This window comes from Streptosporangium sandarakinum (assembly GCF_050942225.1).
GTDB classification, from domain to species: domain Bacteria; phylum Actinomycetota; class Actinomycetes; order Streptosporangiales; family Streptosporangiaceae; genus Streptosporangium; species Streptosporangium nondiastaticum.
In genome coordinates this window covers 2,280,948-2,296,556 of the sequence record NZ_CP192034.1, presented here as the reverse complement: position 1 = coordinate 2,296,556, position 15,609 = coordinate 2,280,948, and the positions used below count along the sequence as shown (strand labels likewise).

Below are 15,609 nucleotides of genomic sequence, written 5' to 3'. Positions count from 1 at the left end.
TATTCACGCAAGCCCCCGCAAGAAGAGGTCTGCCGTGCCCCCCTCCGCCCGCCTCACCCTGGACCCCGCCTTCCGGATCGGCCCGGTGGATCCCCGGCTCTTCGGCTCGTTCGTCGAGCACATGGGCCGCTGCGTCCACACCGGCGTCTTCGAGCCCGGCCACCCCCTGGCCGACGCCGACGGCTTCCGCACCGACGTGCTGGAGCTGACCCGCGAGCTCGGGGTCACCGTGGTCCGCTACCCCGGCGGCAACTTCGTCTCCAACTACCGCTGGGAGGACGGAGTCGGTCCCGTCCACGAGCGGCCCGCCCGCCTGGACCTGGCGTGGCGGAGCCTGGAGGGCAACCGCTTCGGCCTGAACGAGTTCATGGCGTGGGCCGCCAAGGCCGGGGTGGAGCCGATGATGGCGCTCAACCTGGGCACCCGAGGCGTGGCCGAGGCGCTGGAGCTGGTGGAGTACGCCAACCACCCCGGCGGCACCGCCCTGTCGGAGCTGCGCCGCTCGCACGGCGTGGACAAGCCGCACGACGTGCGGCTGTGGTGCCTGGGCAACGAGCTGGACGGCCCCTGGCAGATGGGGCACAAGACCGCCGCCGAGTACGGCCGGCTCGCCGCCGAGACCGCGCGGGCGCTCAAGCGCTTCGACCCCGGCCTGTCCCTGGTGGCCTGCGGCAGCTCCAACAGCGGCATGCCGACGTTCGGCTCGTGGGAGGCCGAGGTGCTGGAGGCCACCTACGAGATGGTCGACTACATCTCGCTGCACGCCTACTACGACCCCACGGACGGCGACACCGACTCCTTCCTGGCCAGCGGCGCCGACATGGACCACATGATCCGCTCCATCGCCGCCACCGCCGACCACGTCGGCGCGAAGCTGCGCAGCAAGAAGAAGATCATGCTCTCCTTCGACGAGTGGAACGTCTGGTACCAGAGCCGGTTCGGCGGCGAGTCCTCGCTGGGGTGGACCGAGCACCCCCGGCTGATCGAGGACACCTACGACGTCACCGACGCGGTCGTCGTCGGCAGCCTGCTGATCACGCTGCTGCGCAACGCCGACCGGGTCGGCGTCGCCTGCCAGGCCCAGCTCGCCAACGTCATCGCCCCGATCAGGACCGAGCCCGGCGGCCCGGCCTGGCGGCAGACCATCTTCCACCCTTTCGCGCTGACCGCCCGGCACGCCCGCGGCCAGGTGCTGCGGGTGGAGCCCGAGTGCGCGCTGATCCCCACCGCCAGGTACGGCGACGTCCCGGCGATCTGGGCCACCGCCACCCACGACGAGGCGACCGGCGAGACGACGCTCCTCGCCGTCAACCGCGACCGGAACGCCCCGTGCGACCTGGAGATCGCCCTTCCCGGGGGAATGCGGGCGGTGGAGCACCTGGAGCTCGCCGACGACGACCCCTCGGCCGCCAACTCCGCCGAGGCGCCCGGCCGCGTCGTCCCCCGCCCCGGCTCCGGCGCCCGCGTCGAAGGCCGCCGCGCCTCGCTCCGGCTCTCCCCCTCCTCTTGGAACATCGTCCGCTTCGCCCTCGCGTCCCCCCAGGAGTGACAATGACCAGTCCGTTCTCCCGCCGCTCCTTCCTCGGCCTGTCGGGGGCCGTGGGGCTCACCGCCGCGCTGACCGCCTGCGGAGGCGGCACGAAGATCGGGGCGGACTCCTCCGCGCCCGCCTCCCCCGCGCCGGCGTTCTCCGGCGGGGAGTACACCGGCCCCAAGGTGACGCTCGACTACTGGAACGGCTTCACCGGCGGCGACGGCCCGCACATGCGGAAGATGCTGGAGGAGTTCAACAAGCGGTTCGCCGGCCGCATCGAGGTCCGCAACGTCACCCGGCGCTGGGAGGACCTCTACCCGGCGATGCCGACGGCCATCGCCGCGGGCAAGGGCCCGGACGTGGCGGTGATCCACATCGACTGGGTCGGCACCTTCGCCGCCCGCAGGACGCTGCTGCCGCTGGACGACGTGGTGAGCTCGCTCGGGCTGACCGAGTCCGACTACATCCCCGCCATCTGGAAGGCCGGCGTCTATCAGGACCAGCGCTACAGCGTGCCGCTGGACGTGCACTGCCTGGCCGACTACTGGAACACCGAGCACCTGGACAAGATCGGGCTGAAGGAGGCGCCCGCCGACCGGGAGGGCTACGAGAAGGCGCTGACGGAGCTGAAGAAGGCCGGCGTCGCCAACCCGTTCTGGATGCCGAACAAGTGGCCGGCGCACCTGATGTTCATGAGCCTGCTGTGGCAGTTCGGCGGCGAGCTCTACAGCGAGGACGGCGCCAGGGCGCTGTGGGGCGGGCCCGAGGGCGAGAAGGCCCTGGCCTGGATGGTCGAGCAGATCGACAGGGGATACAGCCCCGCCGAGGTCGCCCAGGACAGCCAGTACGCCGCCTTCAAAAACGGCAAGGTCAGCCTCACCTGGGACGGCATCTGGCAGATCAACGACCTGAAGACCAACGCCCCGTCGCTGAGGTGGGGCATGTCCCCGATCCCGAACATCGGCGGCACCGCCGCCATGTGGAGCTCCTCGCACAACTTCGTGATGACCTCCCAGGCCGGCAAGGACCCCGACAAGGTCCAGGCCGCCAAGTTCTTCATCGACCACATGGGCCGCCTGTCGGCCGAGTGGGCCAGGGCCGGCATGATCCCGGCCCGCAACTCCGCCCGCCAGGACCCGCAGATCGCCGACCTGCCGCAGATCAAGCTGGCCGCCGACCCGGACGTGTTCCACTTCATCCCCGCCGTCCCGGGCGTCGGCGACGTGCAGAGCAAGGCCCTCGAACTGGCCGTCGCCAAGGCCGTGCTGAAGCAGTCGTCCCCCGCGGAGGCGCTGAAGGAGGGCGTGGCCTCGGCGGACAAGCTGCTGGCCGACAACAAGCGGAAGTACGGTCGGTGAGCGGCCTGCCGGCCGGGGTGGGGGAACTACGCGGGGCGGCGCGACCGGGCGGGTCCCCCGGGACCGCGAGCAGGATGCGGTCCTGGACGCCGTACGCGTTCTGCGCCCCCTACCTCGTGCTGTTCGCCGTCTTCATGATCCTGCCGATCGGCTTCGGGTTCTGGACGAGCCTGCACGAGTGGGACATCAACCTGCCGGCCAAGCCGTTCGTCGGGCTGGAGAACTACACCGACCTGTTCGACCCGGGGAGCGTCGACGGGTCGCGGTTCTGGTCGGCGATGCGGGCCACCGGGATCTTCACCGTCTTCTCCGTCCCGCTGCTGATCCTGCTGCCGCTGCTGGTGGCGCTGCTGATGAACGGCCGGTTCAGGGGGCGCAACCTCTACCGGGCCGTCTACTTCGCCCCCTACGTGCTGGGCGTCGTGGTCGTCGGCGTCGTCTGGCAGTTCCTGCTGGACGGCAACATCGGCCTGGTCAACCACTACCTGGGCCTGGACGTGCAGTGGACCACCGACGTGCCGGCCGCCTGGGTCGCCCTCGTCGGGGTGACGGTGTGGTGGACGCTCGGCCTGAACGCGGTGATCTTCCTCGCCGGGCTGCAGGACATCCCCCGGGAGCTGCACGAGGCGGCGATGGTGGACGGTGCCTCGGCCTGGGACCGGTTCCGCGCGGTGACCCTGCCCGGCCTGCGGCCGGTCATGCTGTTCGTGGTCAACACCACGATCCTGGCCTCGGCCAACATGTTCGGCCAGTCCTACCTCATCACCCGGGGCGCCCCCGCGGACCAGACCAAGACGGCGATCTACCTGATCGCCGAGACCGGCCTGCGCCAGTTCGACATGGGCACCGCCTCGGCGATGAGCTTCATCCTCGCGGCCTTCCTGATGGTGGCCAGCGGGCTGGTCTTCGGCGCGTTCCGGGACAGGAGGAAGGCATGACCGGGGCCCTCGGGAAGGAAGGCGGGAAAACCGTGACCCCCACGATCCCCGTGATCCCCGCGGAGGTGGTGGAGCCGTGACCGGGGACGTCCGCCGGCTGCGCCGTACCCTGCTGCACCTGGTCCTCGCGGTGATCGCGGCGCTCTACCTGAGCCCGCTCGTCTACATGGTCGTCACCTCTTTCAAGACCCGCGAGGCCGCCGGCTCGACGGAGCCGCGGTGGGTGCCCGACCCGGCCACGCTCGACGCCTACCGGGAGGTCCTCGGCAGCGCCGACAGCCCGGCGCTGCGCTGGTTCCTCAACAGCCTGGCCGCCGCCACCGGGCACGCGGTGCTCGTCCTGGTCACCGCCACGCCCGCCGCCTACGCGCTGGCCCGGCTCCGCTTCCGCGGCCGGAACCTGCTCTTCGGGACGATCGTGGCCACGCTGTTCGTGCCGCCGGTGGTGCTGCTGATCCCCAACTTCCTGATCGTCAACGAGCTGGCGTGGGTGGACAGCCTGCCCGCGGTGATCGTCCCGGCCGCGGCCGGCGCGTTCGGGGTGTTCTTCCTGCGGCAGTTCTTCATCACGCTGCCCGGGGAGCTGGAGGAGGCCGCGGAGCTGGACGGCGGCAACCGGTGGCAGATCTTCACCGCCATCGCGCTGCCGCTGGCCCGCCCCGCGCTGGTGACGCTGTTCCTGCTGTCGTTCCTGACGAACTGGAACGACTTCCTGTGGCCGCTGTACGTACTGCTCAGCCCCGAGTCGCTGACCCTGCCCGCGGGCCTGGGCAACTTCCAGAGCGCCAACAGCGTCCGCTACGACCTGCTGATGGCCGGCGCGGTGATCGCCAGCGCCCCGGTGATCGTCATCTATCTCGCCGCCCAGCGCTGGGTGATCGAGGGCATCTCCCGTTCGGGCCTGAAGGGGTGAGGGACGCCCTGGCGGGCCGGGGCGGAATGGGCTCCCGGCCCGGGGGTACGCACGAGATCCGGCCGGAGGGTCCGGGCGGATGACGGTGAGAATGGGCGTATGACGAGAGCACTGGTGCTGGGCGGCGGAGGAATCGCGGGAATCGCCTGGGAGGCGGGGATCGTGGCGGGCCTGCGGGAGGCGGGCCTGGACCTGGGAGAGGCCGGCCTGGTGGTCGGCACCTCGGCCGGGTCGGTGGTGGGGGCGCTCGTCGCCACCGGGGCCGACCTGGAGAGCGCGGTCGCCGCCGAGGCGGACGGGACGAACGGAGCCAGTGGGACGGGCGCCGGGACGGCGGCGCGGCCGGCCGTGGACATGGAGCCGGTGATGGCCGCCTTCGGCCTGCTGTACGACCCGTCGCTGGAGCCGCGGGAGGCCCGGCGGCGGATCGGCGAGCTGGCCCTGGCCGCCGAGGGCGCCGCCAGGATCGAGTCGGTCGGCGAGCGGCTGCCGGTGAAGGAGTGGCCGGACCGCCGGCTGCTGATCACCGCGGTCGACGCCGGGACCGGCGAGTTCACGGTCTGGGACCGCGACTCCGGCGCGCCGCTGGCCGCGGCGGTCGCCTCCAGCTGCGCGGTCCCCTGCGTGTTCGCGCCGGTGGAGATCGGCGGGCGCCGCTACATGGACGGCGGGGTGCGCTCGGCCACCAACGCCGACCTGGCGGCGGGCAGCTCGGCCGTGGTCGTCCTGGAGCCACTGGCGCACTTCACGCCCAGGACGCGCTACCGGGACGAGATCGCCGAGCTGGGCGGCGTCCCGGTGGCCCACGTGGCGCCCGGCGAGGCGGCCGTCGCCGTGTTCGGCGCCGACGTCCTCGACCCGGGCCTGTGGAAGCCCGCCTTCGAGGCCGGCCTCGCCCAGGCGCCCGCGGTCGCGGACGAGGTGGGCCGGGTCTGGCGGGCCTGACCGCCGCGCGGCCGGGGCCGGTCACACGGCGGGCGGCGGGTCCGGCGCGGCAGGGCCGTACGGCGGCGCGGTGTCAGGGCAGGCAGCCGCGCACGCCGTACCTCGCGCCGCGGTTGAAGGAGGAGGTGCGCTGGGCGGCGGTGCCGTGGTCGGTCACATCGGTCCAGGATGTCTCGTCGCCCAGCCTCCGGTGGATCTCGGCGATCTCCTCCAGGTCGCCCCGCTCGAACCGCAGCACGCCGTCGGCCGCGGCGCCGTACAGCACGGCGCCGGCCAGGCAGTCGGCCTGGAGCTCGTAGGTGGACATCACCAGCGAGTCGCGCAGCCGCGCCTGCACGGCGTGGCCCCACTCGTGGGCGACGACGAGGTACACCCACGCGTCGCCGATGCGGTAGCCCTGCGCCATGAGGTCGAGGTCCCAGGCGATGTAGTCGTCCTCGATGCAGTACCAGGCGTTGTCGTAGCCGAGGCGCCGGCCTCCGCACAGCGGCGGCTTCGTCACGCCCCTGCGGTAGCCGCCGTACACGGCCGGGGGGACGTACTTGCCGGTGAAGAACCGCGACCAGTGGGTCCGCCAGTAGCTGTCCACGACGTAGACCGCCGTGGAGACGTCCTGGCCCATGTCGTCCGCGCTCCGCGCCGCCGCGGCCGGGCTCGCCGGGCCGGCCACCGCGGCCAGGGACGACCACGCGACCACGAGGCAGAGCGCCTTCCATCGCCGCACGCGCACAGAGGCCTCCCGCCGGCCGGATCCTGCCTCGAAAGTAGGCGCGGATCGGGCGCGGCGGAAGACCGTTGAGCCGTATGGACGAAAGTTCTGCGAAGGGGCCGGAGGCCGGGCACGTCACCGGCCCCCGCCGCGGCGCGCGGTCGCGGCGGGGGCCGGCCGTACGGTCACCGCTGCCGGGCGCCCTCGCGCAGCCGTTCCGGGTCGACGTCGCGCTCGGGGTGGCGGCGCAGGTACTCCTGCTCCAGCTCCCCGGTGCGCACGGTGTGGTTCGCCAGCGCGTCGTCCGATCCGTGCATGAGCGTCTCCGTCCGCGTCTCGTGCATGTGCCGCAGCTCGCGGAGCAGGTCTTCCTCGGAGAGGTCCTTCGGGTCGATTCCCATCGTCATAGGGACTCGCCTACCCCGTCACCGCCCTCCCTCACCTTCCTCTCTCCCCTCCCGTCCCGCGTTGACGATCTCGCCCACACCCGATTTCACTAAATTCCGTCAGATTTCATGACTCCGCCACATTGCGGGTATACCGCCGTCGCTTTACCGTCCCGGTATGGACCTCGAGCTTCGACACCTCAGGATCGTGCGGGCGGTCGCCGAGGCCGGGAGCGTCACCAAGGCCGCGACCCACCTCGGGCTGGCCCAGCCGGCGCTGACCGCCCAGCTCAAGCGGATAGAGCGAGGACTCGGGGGAGCCCTGTTCCGGCGCGACCACACCGGCGCGCGACCCACACCTCTCGGCGAGCTGGTGCTGGCCAGGGCGAAAGTCCTGCTGCCCGCCGCCCGCGAACTCCAGGAGGAGGCGGTGCGGTTCGCCAACGCCGGCGGCACCGCGCCCAGCTACCGCCTGGGCGCCACCAACGGGCCGGTCCTGGGCGGCCTGGTCGACCGGCTGGCCACCGAGTGGCCCTCGACACCGGTCAGCACCTGCACCTCGTGGTCGGCCAGGGAGCTCGCCACGATGGTCACGCTCGGCCGCCTCGACTTCGCGGTCGTCGGCACCTGCGGCGAGAGCCCGCCGCCCCTGGAGGGGCCGGTGATGTGGCGGACGATCGGGCTGGACCCCGTCTTCGTGCTGCTCGGCGAGGACCACCCGCTGGCCGGGCGCGCGGAGGTGGAGCTCTCCGAGCTGGCCGACGAGCGGTGGGCCGTCGCCCCCGGCGACGGGTGTTTCGGCGACTGCTTCGCCGCCGCCTGCGCCCGTGCCGGCTTCACGCCCCTGACCATCTACGAGACCGACGTGGCCACGTGCCTGCACCTGGCCTCCGTCGGGCGCGCCGCCGTACTGTGCCAGGCGACCTTCCAGCCGACCCCGGGGCTGACCGCGGTGCCGCTCGCCGGCGCGCCGCTGCGCTGGCGGCACATCCTCGGCTGGCACCCGGAGGCGGCCCCCGCGCGGGTCGCGGACTCGGTCGCCGAGCACGCCAAGGCGGCCCATGCCGACGCGGTACGGCGCAACGCCTTCTACGCCTCCTGGCTGAGCCGCAACCCGCGCTTCGGCACCATTCCCTGACCGGGCGTGTCACGGCGTCCGGCACGGTCGACCACAATGGTCGGATGAGCGAGGTTCTGACGCTGTGCGAGGGCGCGGTGCTGACGCACCTGGCCACCCGGGCCGAACTGGCGGCCGATCGGCTGGCCGCCGCCGACGACCTTCGGCTGTGGGCGCGGCTGGCCGACGGCGAGGGGCTGCCGCTCGCCGGCGGCGGCCGGGTGCGCACCGTGGCCGAGGAGGGCGGGCCGTTCCTGGCCGGGCCCGCGGGCTGGCTGGCGGACGTGGCGGCCGAGGACGTCGTCGCGTTGCGCCTGCGCGACGGCCGGCTGGAGCCGTCCACCGTGAAGCTCGACTCCTTCCCCGCCGACCGGGCGATGCTCGTCGCCCAGGAGTTCGGCGAGCGTGCGCTCGACGCGCTGCGCTCCTTCGCCGAGGGGATCGAGCCCTCCCCCGGCGTCCCGATCGACGCGGTGGTGCTGGAGCTGCTGGCCAGGGCCCCGGAGACCTTCGCCGACCCGCTCCCGCCGCTGGCGCCGCTGCTGCGGGGGGCCTCGCTGGAGGTGCGGGGCGGCCGGGTGGGCGTCGTGGGCACCCCCTGGGACACCGGGTCGGTCGCCGGCCTTTCGCCGCTGGACATCATGCGGCTGACCCTGTCGCGCAGCGCGCTGCGCACCTACGACGAGGGGGCGGACCTGTCGAGGGCCGTCACGTACCTGTCGCGCTCGCCGGAGGTGCTGGAGCGGATCGCCGACGAGGTCGAGCGCGAGCCCCTCTCCCCCCGGGTGCTGGAGGCGCTCCCCCGCACCGAGCCGGCCGCGCTGCTGCTGGCCGCCCGCTCCGCCGAGGGCGAGGGGCGGTCGTTCGAGGCGGCCGGGCTCATCGGGGAGGCGCTGTCCCTGGCGCCCGGCCTCGCGCCGGCCGAGCGGGACGCGGCCGAGTACGCCGCCTGCCGCACCGACCCCGGCGACCCGCTGCCCGCGCGGGCGGAGCACCTGTTCCGGCGGCTCGCCGCGTACGGTGACCGCCCGGCCCGCCGCCGCCTGGTGGACGACTTGGTGGCGCTGAGCGTCCGGGTGGCCGAGCCCGCCCTGGCCGACCTCGCGCTGTTCGAGAACGACGTGGTGGGAGAGTTCCTGGACGCGCGGGGCGTGTGGCTGCGCGACGACGAGGTGGAGCTGCTGGAGTCCTGGCGGCGCACGCCGCTGCGCCTGTGGGAGGTCCTGGGCGTCGAGGGGGAGGAGGTCACCCTGCGCGACGCCGGACCCGGGGGGAACGGGCCGGTGACGGTGACCGACGAGCTGCTGTCGCGGCAGGCCGTGCCCGGCGACCTGATGCTGACCCGGCTGCTGGGCGACGGCCGGGGGCCGCGGGTTTTCGGCCACCCGTTCAAGGTGGCCCCGGAGCGGCGGGAGGAGATGCTGGCGCTGCTGACCGACCCGGTCGACCCCTACGCGGTGGCGGCCTTCTTCCGCCGGGCCCCGCGTCCGCCCGGCGCCCCCTGACGCGGGGCCGCGCGGCCGGCCGGACCGGCCGCGCGGCAGCGAGGAGCGCGTCGTCAGCCTCCGTAACCGCTCTCGCTCTCGTAACCCTTCTCGCCTTCGTAAGGCATCTGGCCTTCGTAGTTCTTCTCGCCCTCGTAGTTCTTCTCGCCCTCGTAGCTCTTCTCGCCTTCGTAACCCTTCTCGCCTTCGTAGCTCTTCTCGCCTTCGTAACCCTTCTGGCCTTCGTAGTTCTTCTCGCCCTCGTAACCCTTCTCGCTTTCGTTCTCATGGCCCATGTTCTTGTGGCCCATGTTCTCGTGGTGGCTCTTGTCCCAGTGCTGGCTCTTGTCCCAATGTTGGCCCTTGTCCCAGCGGTGGCCCTTGCCGCCACCGTTGCCGTACCCGCCGTCGTCACCGGCTACGTACCGCTGGAAGGGCTCGCCGACGGCCACGCGGGTGGTGGCCGTGCCCGCCGCCGCGGGCTGGGCCGCCAGGGCGGCGGGGACGACGAGGCCGGAGCCCGCCACGATGCCGGCGGCGAGAGCGTAGCTGATCTTGATCATGTGACCCCCCATATCCGTTGGTCACGCCCGGGCGGCGCCCGGGCCGACGGGGCGCCGGGCCGGCCGCCGGGATTCTCCCGACGGCGTGGAGACGGCGTACAACTGGGATTCCACCCGGATCGGAGCGGAAATCGGCGTCCTTCTCAGGAAAGGGGAAACCATTGATCCGGCCGACTTACCATCCGGTAGCGGAGAATGACGGCGGGGGCGGTTTTCGTCACGCTCGGTCAGCGGCTCCGGAGCGAGGCTCGCCCTCCCCCGCCTTCCGCCGTCCGGCCGAACAGAACGGGCCGGTAGATCGCCGCCGCCTTATGAGGCCGCTGTACGCCCCTCTTATGGCGAGGGCCGTACAAAAGTAGCGATCATTTGGGCATAATGACGGGGAGAGTGGACGTAAGTCGCCGCGGCCACGCGTGAACGAGGAGTGTTGACTGTGCGCATGCCGAGCGAGGCGAACGGTCCCGACGCGGGCGCGGGGGCGCTGCTGAAGATCCTGCGCGACGGTCAGGCCCGTACCCGGGCGGAGCTGGTGCAGCTCACCGGCCTGGCGAGATCGACGCTCGGGCAGCGTCTCGACGCATTGGTGAGCCAGCGGTGGGTCGTCCCGGCCGAGGAGGCCATCTCCTCGGGGGGCCGCCCGGCCGTCGCCTTCACCTTCAACCGCTCGGCCCGCGTCGTCCTCGCCGCCGACCTCGGCGCGACCCACGCCCGGGTCGCGGTCACCGACCTCGGCACCGAGGTCCTCGCCGAGCGCGCGGCGGAGGTGCCGATAGACCGCGGACCCGAGGAGACGCTTCGCTGGCTCCAGCGGACCTTCGAGGAGATGCTCGCCGAGAGCGGCCACACCGTCGGGGAGGTCTGCGGCATCGGGGTCGGCCTGCCCGGCCCGGTGGAGCACAGCTCCGGACGGCCGGTCAATCCGCCGATAATGCCGGGCTGGGACGGCTTCCCCGTCCCGGAGTGGCTCGGGGAGCGGCTGGGCGCGCCCGTCCTGGTGGACAATGACGTCAACATCATGGCCCTGGGCGAGCACTGGGCCGCCCGCCCCGAGGCCGACCACCTCATCTTCGTCAAGGTCGGCACCGGGATCGGCTGTGGCATCATCAGCGACCGCCGCCTGCACCGGGGCGCCCAGGGCGCGGCCGGCGACATCGGCCACATCCAGGTCTCCCCCACCCTCGACGTCGTCTGCCGCTGCGGCAACCGCGGCTGCCTGGAGGCCGTGGCGAGCGGCGCGGCCGTGGCGGCCCGGCTGCGCGAGGCCGGCGTGGAGGCGACCGGGGGCCGCGACATCGTCCGGCTCGTCCGGAGCGGCAACACCCAGGCCGTCCAGCTCATCCGTCAGGCCGGCCGGGAGATCGGCGAGGTCCTCGCCTCGATCGTGAACTTCTTCAACCCCTCGGTGATCGTGGTCGGCGGCGACGTGGCCGAGGCCGGGGAGCAGATCCTCGCCGGTCTGCGCGAGGTCATCTACAGCAGGTCCCTGCCCCTGGCCACCCAGCACCTGACGATCACCGCCAGCGACCTGGGCGACCGCGCCGGGGTGATCGGCGCCGCCGTCATGGTCATCGAGCACGTCCTGGCCCCCGGCGCCGCCGACCACGTGCCCGGCCGTCCCTGACCGGCCTCGCCGGGCGGTGTTCCGATCGACCGGCGGCCACGGATCGTGGGACACTCGCCGCCCATGAACGCCGAAGTGATCGTGACCGCGCGCCTCACCCTTCTCCCGCTGGCGGTCGAGCACGCCGCCGAGATGGCCGAGGCGCTGGACGACCCCGCCCTGCACGAGTTCACCGGCGGCTCCCCCGCGACCGCCGGGGAGCTGCGCGACCGCTACGCCCGCATGGTCGCCGGACCGCCCGGCGGCGACGACGCCTGGCTCAACTGGGTGATCCGCGTGACGGAGACCGGCCGCCTGGCCGGCTACGTCCAGGCCACCGTGACCCCCGGCCGGGCCTGGGTGGCCTGGGTCGTCGGCACCCCCTGGCAGGGCCGGGGCCTGGCGGCCGAGGCCGCGACCGCCATGGTCGCCTGGCTGCGGGAACACGGTGTGCGCTCCTTCTCCGCCGCCATCCACCCCGGCCACGCCGCCTCCGCGGCCGTGGCCCGCCACGCCGGCCTCACCCCGACCCCCGCCACCGTGGACGGCGAGATCGTCTGGGAGACCCCCCGGCCGTCCATCATGGACGGTAGGCGTCTCGACGGTGTTTGATCGCCTGGATCGTCACGGTCCTTTTGTCTTCATCGATGAGATAGACCACCCGGTAGGTGCCCCGGCAGGCGACATGCAGCCCCTCATACGGTTCCTGGAGCGGTTTACCCACCCGCCACGGCTCGTCGGCGATCGCGCCGGTGATCAGCTCCCACGCCGCACCGGCCACCGACTCGGGCAGACCCGTCGCCAGGGCACGCCGGGCCGGTGGTGCGAGAAGAACGGTGTAGCGATCGCTCACGCGCTCGCCCTGCCGAGGCGTGCCGCCATGACAGCGGCCATCTCCTCCTCGGTCGTCAGGTCGCCTCTCGCTCCAGCGGCCGCCGCCTCCATCAGGTCGGCCCGCATCTCCGGGTCGGCCAGGATCTCCAGCGTTTCCTGCAGGGACTCCCACTCGGCCACAGACATGATCACCGCGTGAGGCCGTCCGTTACGCGTGATCGTGAAGTGGTCGTGTTCCCGGGCGGCTCGGTCGGCCAGTTCGGTCAGCCGGTCCTTCGCCTCGCTGATCGGAATCATCTCCATGATGAAACGATATCTTCTGGCCAGAAGACCGGCCAGCATTCCGGCCATTGACGTCTGAGCCGTTCACCGGGCCGGCTGGGCGGCACCCTCAGCCGACCAGTTCCTCGGTGCGGCGGAGTTCGGCCTCGAACCAGGCGATGGTGCGGCGCAGGCCCTCGGTGACGCCGACCTCGGCCCGCCAGCCCAGGCGGGTGGCGGCCAGGGTCGTGTCGGGGCGGCGCACGGCCGGGTCGTCGGCCGGGCGGTCGATGAAGCGGATCGGTGAGGCCGACCCGGTCAGCTCGATGACGGTGCGGGCCAGATCGATCATGGTGATCTCGGTGGGGTTGCCGATGTTGACCGGGCCGGGGAAGTCGCTGTCGGCCAGGGCGAGGATGCCCTCGATGGTGTCGTCGACGTAGCAGATGGAGCGGGTCTGGGAGCCGTCGCCGGTGACGGTGAGGGGTTCGCCGCACAGGGCCTGGCGGATGAAGGTGGGGATGGCCCGGCCGTCGTGGGGCCGCATGCGGGGCCCGTAGGTGTTGAAGATCCGCACGATGCCGGTGTCGGTGCCGTGAGTGTTGCGGTAGGCGGTGGTGAGGGACTCGGCGAAGCGTTTGGCCTCGTCGTAGACACTGCGGGGGCCGACGGGGTTGACGTTGCCCCAGTAGGTCTCCGTCTGCGGGTGCTGCTGGGGGTCGCCGTAGACCTCACTGGTGGAGGCCAGGACGAAGCGGGCGTCCTTCTCCCGGGCCAGGCCCAGGGCGTGCAGGGTGCCCAGGCTGCCGACCTTGAGGGTCTCGATGGGGTGGCGCAGGTAGTCGGCCGGGGAGGCGGCCGAGGCCAGGTGCAGGACGAGGTCGACGTCGCCGGGGACGTGGACGAACCCGGTCAGGTCGCATTCCAGCAGCCGGAAGGCGGGGCGGCCCAGGAGGTGGTCGACGTTGCGCGGCGATCCGGTCAGGAAGTTGTCCATGCAGATCACGGTGGCGCCGCGGGCCAGCAGGCGTTCGCACAGGTAGGAGCCGAGGAAGCCGGCGCCTCCGGTGACGACTGCGCGTCGGGTGTTCATCGGACGGTCACCTCCAGTAGGTCGGTCGCGGCGTCGAGGACCTCCTCGACGCCGATGGTCAGCAGGGCGGGGTCGGGACGGCCGGCGTGCGGGTCGCCGGGCGGGTGGCCGGGGTCGCCGTGCCACAGGACCGCGTGGGGTCCTTCGGGCGGTCCCCACAGCGCGGGCGGCGTCGGGCCGAACAGCACGACCGAGGGCGTGCCGAACGCGCCGGCCAGGTGCGCCACGCCCGTGTCGCCGCAGACGACGAGCCGGGCGGAGGCGACCAGCGCGGCCAGCCCGGTGACGTCCGTACGGCCCGCCGTCACCGCCTCGTCCGGCAGGCCGGCCGCGGCGGCCACCCGCCGGGCGAGGCCGCGTTCGGCGGCGGTCCCGGTGACCAGCACGTCGTGCCCGGCGTGGTGCAGCGCGGCGGCGACCGCGGCGAAGCGGTCCGGCGGCCAGCGCCGGGCGGGGTGGGCGGCCCCGGGATGGACGATGACGGGGCCCGGACCGGAGCGGGCCGGATCTGAGGGGGCCGGACCGGAGGGGGTCGGGCCGGAGAGGGCCGGCCGTTCCGCCGGGGTGGACCCGCCCGGGGCGTGCCCGGCCGTGGTCGGCGGCCTCAGGGCCAGGTCGGTGGGGTCGGCGGGGATGCCGTGCCAGGTCAGCAGGTCGCACCAGCGGACGCGTTCGTGCGACCGGGCGGGCCAGGTGGGACCGGGCAGGAGGGGCAGGCCGGGGTGGGCGTGGCTGATCAGCCGCCTGGGACGGGTGGCCAGCAGGGCGACGGTGCTCTGCGGACCGCTGCCGTGGAGGTTGACGGCCAGGTCGGGGCGGTGGAGGGGGACGGGACCGGGTCCGGTGACGTCGAGCAGGTCGTCGCAGGCGCCGATGAGCGGCAGCAGGCCCGCCAGCGGGGCGGGGGCGGCCAGGGTGATGCGGTGGGCGGGGAAGGCGCGGCGCAGGGCGCGCAGGGCGGGAACCGCGGTGAGCAGGTCGCCCAGGCCCAGACCGCGCAGCACGACCATGACCGGCCGCCCGTCCCCGGCGGCGCCGCCGGGGACGTCTCCGGGGACGTCTCCGGGGAGGGGCGAGGCGCGGTCCGCGGGCGTGCCCGCTCCGGCGCCGGGTTCGTGCCGGGTGCCGGGGCGGGCCTCGTCCGCGCTCACCGGGCTCGCCGGGTGGCCGGCGCCGGTCACGGCCATGAGGTCTCCGTGGCGGGGCAGACGACGAGTTCGCGGATCTCACAGCCGGCGGGCTGGGACAGGGCGAAGACCACGGCGGCCGCGACGTCCTCGGGGGCGTTGAGCCCGGCGTCGGGGCCGGGCCTGTACCGGTCGGGACGGTCGTCGAAGAAGTGGGTGCGCATGCCGCCGGGGACGAGCAGGGTGACGCCCACCTGCCCGGCGAGCTCGGCGGCCAGGGCGCGGGTGAGGCCGACCACGCCGAACTTGGAGGCGCAGTAGGCGGTGGCGTCGCTGAGGGCGCGCAGGCCCAGCGTGGAGGCGCAGGTGACGATCCGGCCGCCGGAGGCGGTCAGGTGGGGCAGGGCCGCGCGGATCGTCGCGGCGGTGCCGAGCAGGTTGACCGCGACGACCTTCTCCCAGGCGGCGGCGGACACGTCCTCCAGACGGCCGCAGGCGTCGATGCCGGCGGCGGTGACGACCCCGTCGAGACCTCCGGCCGTCCCGGCCAGCTCGGCCACCGCCCGCTCCACCCGGTCGCGGTCCGCCACGTCGGCCAGGACGTGGTCCACGCCGTTCCCGGGCGGGCGGACGTCGACGACCAGCGGCCGGCCGCCCTCCTTGGCCACGGCCTCGGCCACGGCCCGGCCCAGCCCGGACGATCCACCGGTGATCAGGATGTTCCCCAGCATCGACGTTCCCCCTCGG

17 protein-coding genes are annotated in these 15,609 nt (G+C 73.3%); 9 read left to right on the top strand and 8 right to left on the bottom strand.

The features are described 5' to 3' along the window. The first annotated feature begins 34 nt into the window (after nt 1-34). The 5 genes from ACQP10_RS10790 (at nt 35) to ACQP10_RS10770 (ending at nt 5,688) form a co-directional block, all read left to right on the top strand. Nucleotides 35-1,549 (top strand): alpha-N-arabinofuranosidase, encoded by a 1,515-nt coding sequence (locus ACQP10_RS10790; protein WP_389997609.1) that lies wholly within the window; start codon nt 35-37, stop codon nt 1,547-1,549. Nucleotides 1,550-1,551: 2 nt separating this feature from the next. Beyond that, complete coding sequence (locus tag ACQP10_RS10785; protein WP_346020536.1) at nt 1,552-2,892, top strand: substrate-binding domain-containing protein; 1,341 nt, start codon at nt 1,552-1,554, stop codon at nt 2,890-2,892. Further along, entirely contained in the window at nt 2,889-3,830 is a 942-nt protein-coding gene (locus tag ACQP10_RS10780; protein ID WP_399499662.1) for a carbohydrate ABC transporter permease, read from the top strand. Before ACQP10_RS10785 ends, ACQP10_RS10780 begins: the two co-directional genes overlap by 4 nt. Before the next feature lie 76 nt (nt 3,831-3,906). Next, nucleotides 3,907-4,743, top strand: a complete 837-nt coding sequence (locus tag ACQP10_RS10775; RefSeq protein ID WP_346020537.1) for a carbohydrate ABC transporter permease — start codon at nt 3,907-3,909, stop codon at nt 4,741-4,743. A 99-nt stretch (nt 4,744-4,842) separates the two neighbouring features. Continuing rightward, complete coding sequence (locus ACQP10_RS10770; RefSeq protein WP_433541295.1) at nt 4,843-5,688, top strand: patatin-like phospholipase family protein; 846 nt, start codon at nt 4,843-4,845, stop codon at nt 5,686-5,688. Nucleotides 5,689-5,761: 73 nt separating this feature from the next. Here ACQP10_RS10770 and ACQP10_RS10765 read toward each other — a convergent pair whose 3' ends face one another. Together ACQP10_RS10765 and ACQP10_RS10760 are read right to left on the bottom strand one after the other, a co-directional pair. After that, the gene (locus ACQP10_RS10765) at nt 5,762-6,418 is read right to left on the bottom strand and encodes a neutral zinc metallopeptidase (protein WP_433541294.1); all 657 of its coding nucleotides are present in this window, start codon (nt 6,416-6,418) and stop codon (nt 5,762-5,764) included. A 164-nt stretch (nt 6,419-6,582) separates the two neighbouring features. Next, the gene (locus ACQP10_RS10760) at nt 6,583-6,804 is read right to left on the bottom strand and encodes a DUF6158 family protein (protein ID WP_179818689.1); all 222 of its coding nucleotides are present in this window, start codon (nt 6,802-6,804) and stop codon (nt 6,583-6,585) included. Nucleotides 6,805-6,961: 157 nt separating this feature from the next. Between ACQP10_RS10760 and ACQP10_RS10755 the strand changes: the two genes are divergently transcribed. Together ACQP10_RS10755 and ACQP10_RS10750 are read left to right on the top strand one after the other, a co-directional pair. Continuing rightward, nucleotides 6,962-7,921 (top strand): LysR family transcriptional regulator, encoded by a 960-nt coding sequence (locus ACQP10_RS10755; protein ID WP_346020540.1) that lies wholly within the window; start codon nt 6,962-6,964, stop codon nt 7,919-7,921. 44 nt (nt 7,922-7,965) lie between these two features. Beyond that, entirely contained in the window at nt 7,966-9,405 is a 1,440-nt protein-coding gene (locus tag ACQP10_RS10750; protein ID WP_433541293.1) for a hypothetical protein, read from the top strand. Nucleotides 9,406-9,458: 53 nt separating this feature from the next. Here ACQP10_RS10750 and ACQP10_RS10745 read toward each other — a convergent pair whose 3' ends face one another. Next, entirely contained in the window at nt 9,459-9,947 is a 489-nt protein-coding gene (locus tag ACQP10_RS10745) for a hypothetical protein (RefSeq protein WP_433541292.1), read from the bottom strand. Between the two features lie 439 nt (nt 9,948-10,386). On the opposite strand from ACQP10_RS10745, the gene ACQP10_RS10740 reads away from it, so the two are divergent. Next, entirely contained in the window at nt 10,387-11,568 is a 1,182-nt protein-coding gene (locus tag ACQP10_RS10740) for an ROK family transcriptional regulator (RefSeq protein ID WP_346020945.1), read from the top strand. A 63-nt stretch (nt 11,569-11,631) separates the two neighbouring features. Beyond that, nucleotides 11,632-12,159 (top strand): GNAT family N-acetyltransferase, encoded by a 528-nt coding sequence (locus tag ACQP10_RS10735; protein WP_346020543.1) that lies wholly within the window; start codon nt 11,632-11,634, stop codon nt 12,157-12,159. Here ACQP10_RS10735 and ACQP10_RS10730 read toward each other — a convergent pair. The 5 genes from ACQP10_RS10730 to ACQP10_RS10710 all read right to left on the bottom strand — a co-directional run bounded on the left by ACQP10_RS10730 (nt 12,128) and on the right by ACQP10_RS10710 (nt 15,593). Then, on the bottom strand, nt 12,128-12,400 hold the full coding sequence (locus tag ACQP10_RS10730) for a type II toxin-antitoxin system RelE family toxin (RefSeq protein WP_346020544.1): 273 nt from the start codon (nt 12,398-12,400) through the stop codon (nt 12,128-12,130). The two genes, ACQP10_RS10735 and ACQP10_RS10730, sit on opposite strands and share 32 nt — an antisense overlap. Next, nucleotides 12,397-12,684 carry a type II toxin-antitoxin system Phd/YefM family antitoxin gene (locus ACQP10_RS10725; RefSeq protein WP_389997590.1) on the bottom strand — a complete coding sequence of 96 codons (288 nt, stop codon included), beginning with the start codon at nt 12,682-12,684 and terminating at the stop codon, nt 12,397-12,399. The genes ACQP10_RS10730 and ACQP10_RS10725 overlap by 4 nt, the downstream gene beginning before the upstream one ends. 88 nt (nt 12,685-12,772) lie before the next feature. Continuing rightward, nucleotides 12,773-13,735, bottom strand: a complete 963-nt coding sequence (locus ACQP10_RS10720) for a UDP-glucuronic acid decarboxylase family protein (RefSeq protein ID WP_399499667.1) — start codon at nt 13,733-13,735, stop codon at nt 12,773-12,775. Next, nucleotides 13,732-14,922, bottom strand: coding sequence for a glycosyltransferase family 9 protein (locus tag ACQP10_RS10715; RefSeq protein ID WP_433541291.1), 1,191 nt, complete (start codon nt 14,920-14,922; stop codon nt 13,732-13,734). The genes ACQP10_RS10720 and ACQP10_RS10715 overlap by 4 nt, the downstream gene beginning before the upstream one ends. Beyond that, the gene (locus ACQP10_RS10710) at nt 14,913-15,593 is read right to left on the bottom strand and encodes an SDR family oxidoreductase (RefSeq protein ID WP_346020548.1); all 681 of its coding nucleotides are present in this window, start codon (nt 15,591-15,593) and stop codon (nt 14,913-14,915) included. The genes ACQP10_RS10715 and ACQP10_RS10710 overlap by 10 nt, the downstream gene beginning before the upstream one ends. Between the last annotated feature and the right edge of the window lie 16 nt (nt 15,594-15,609).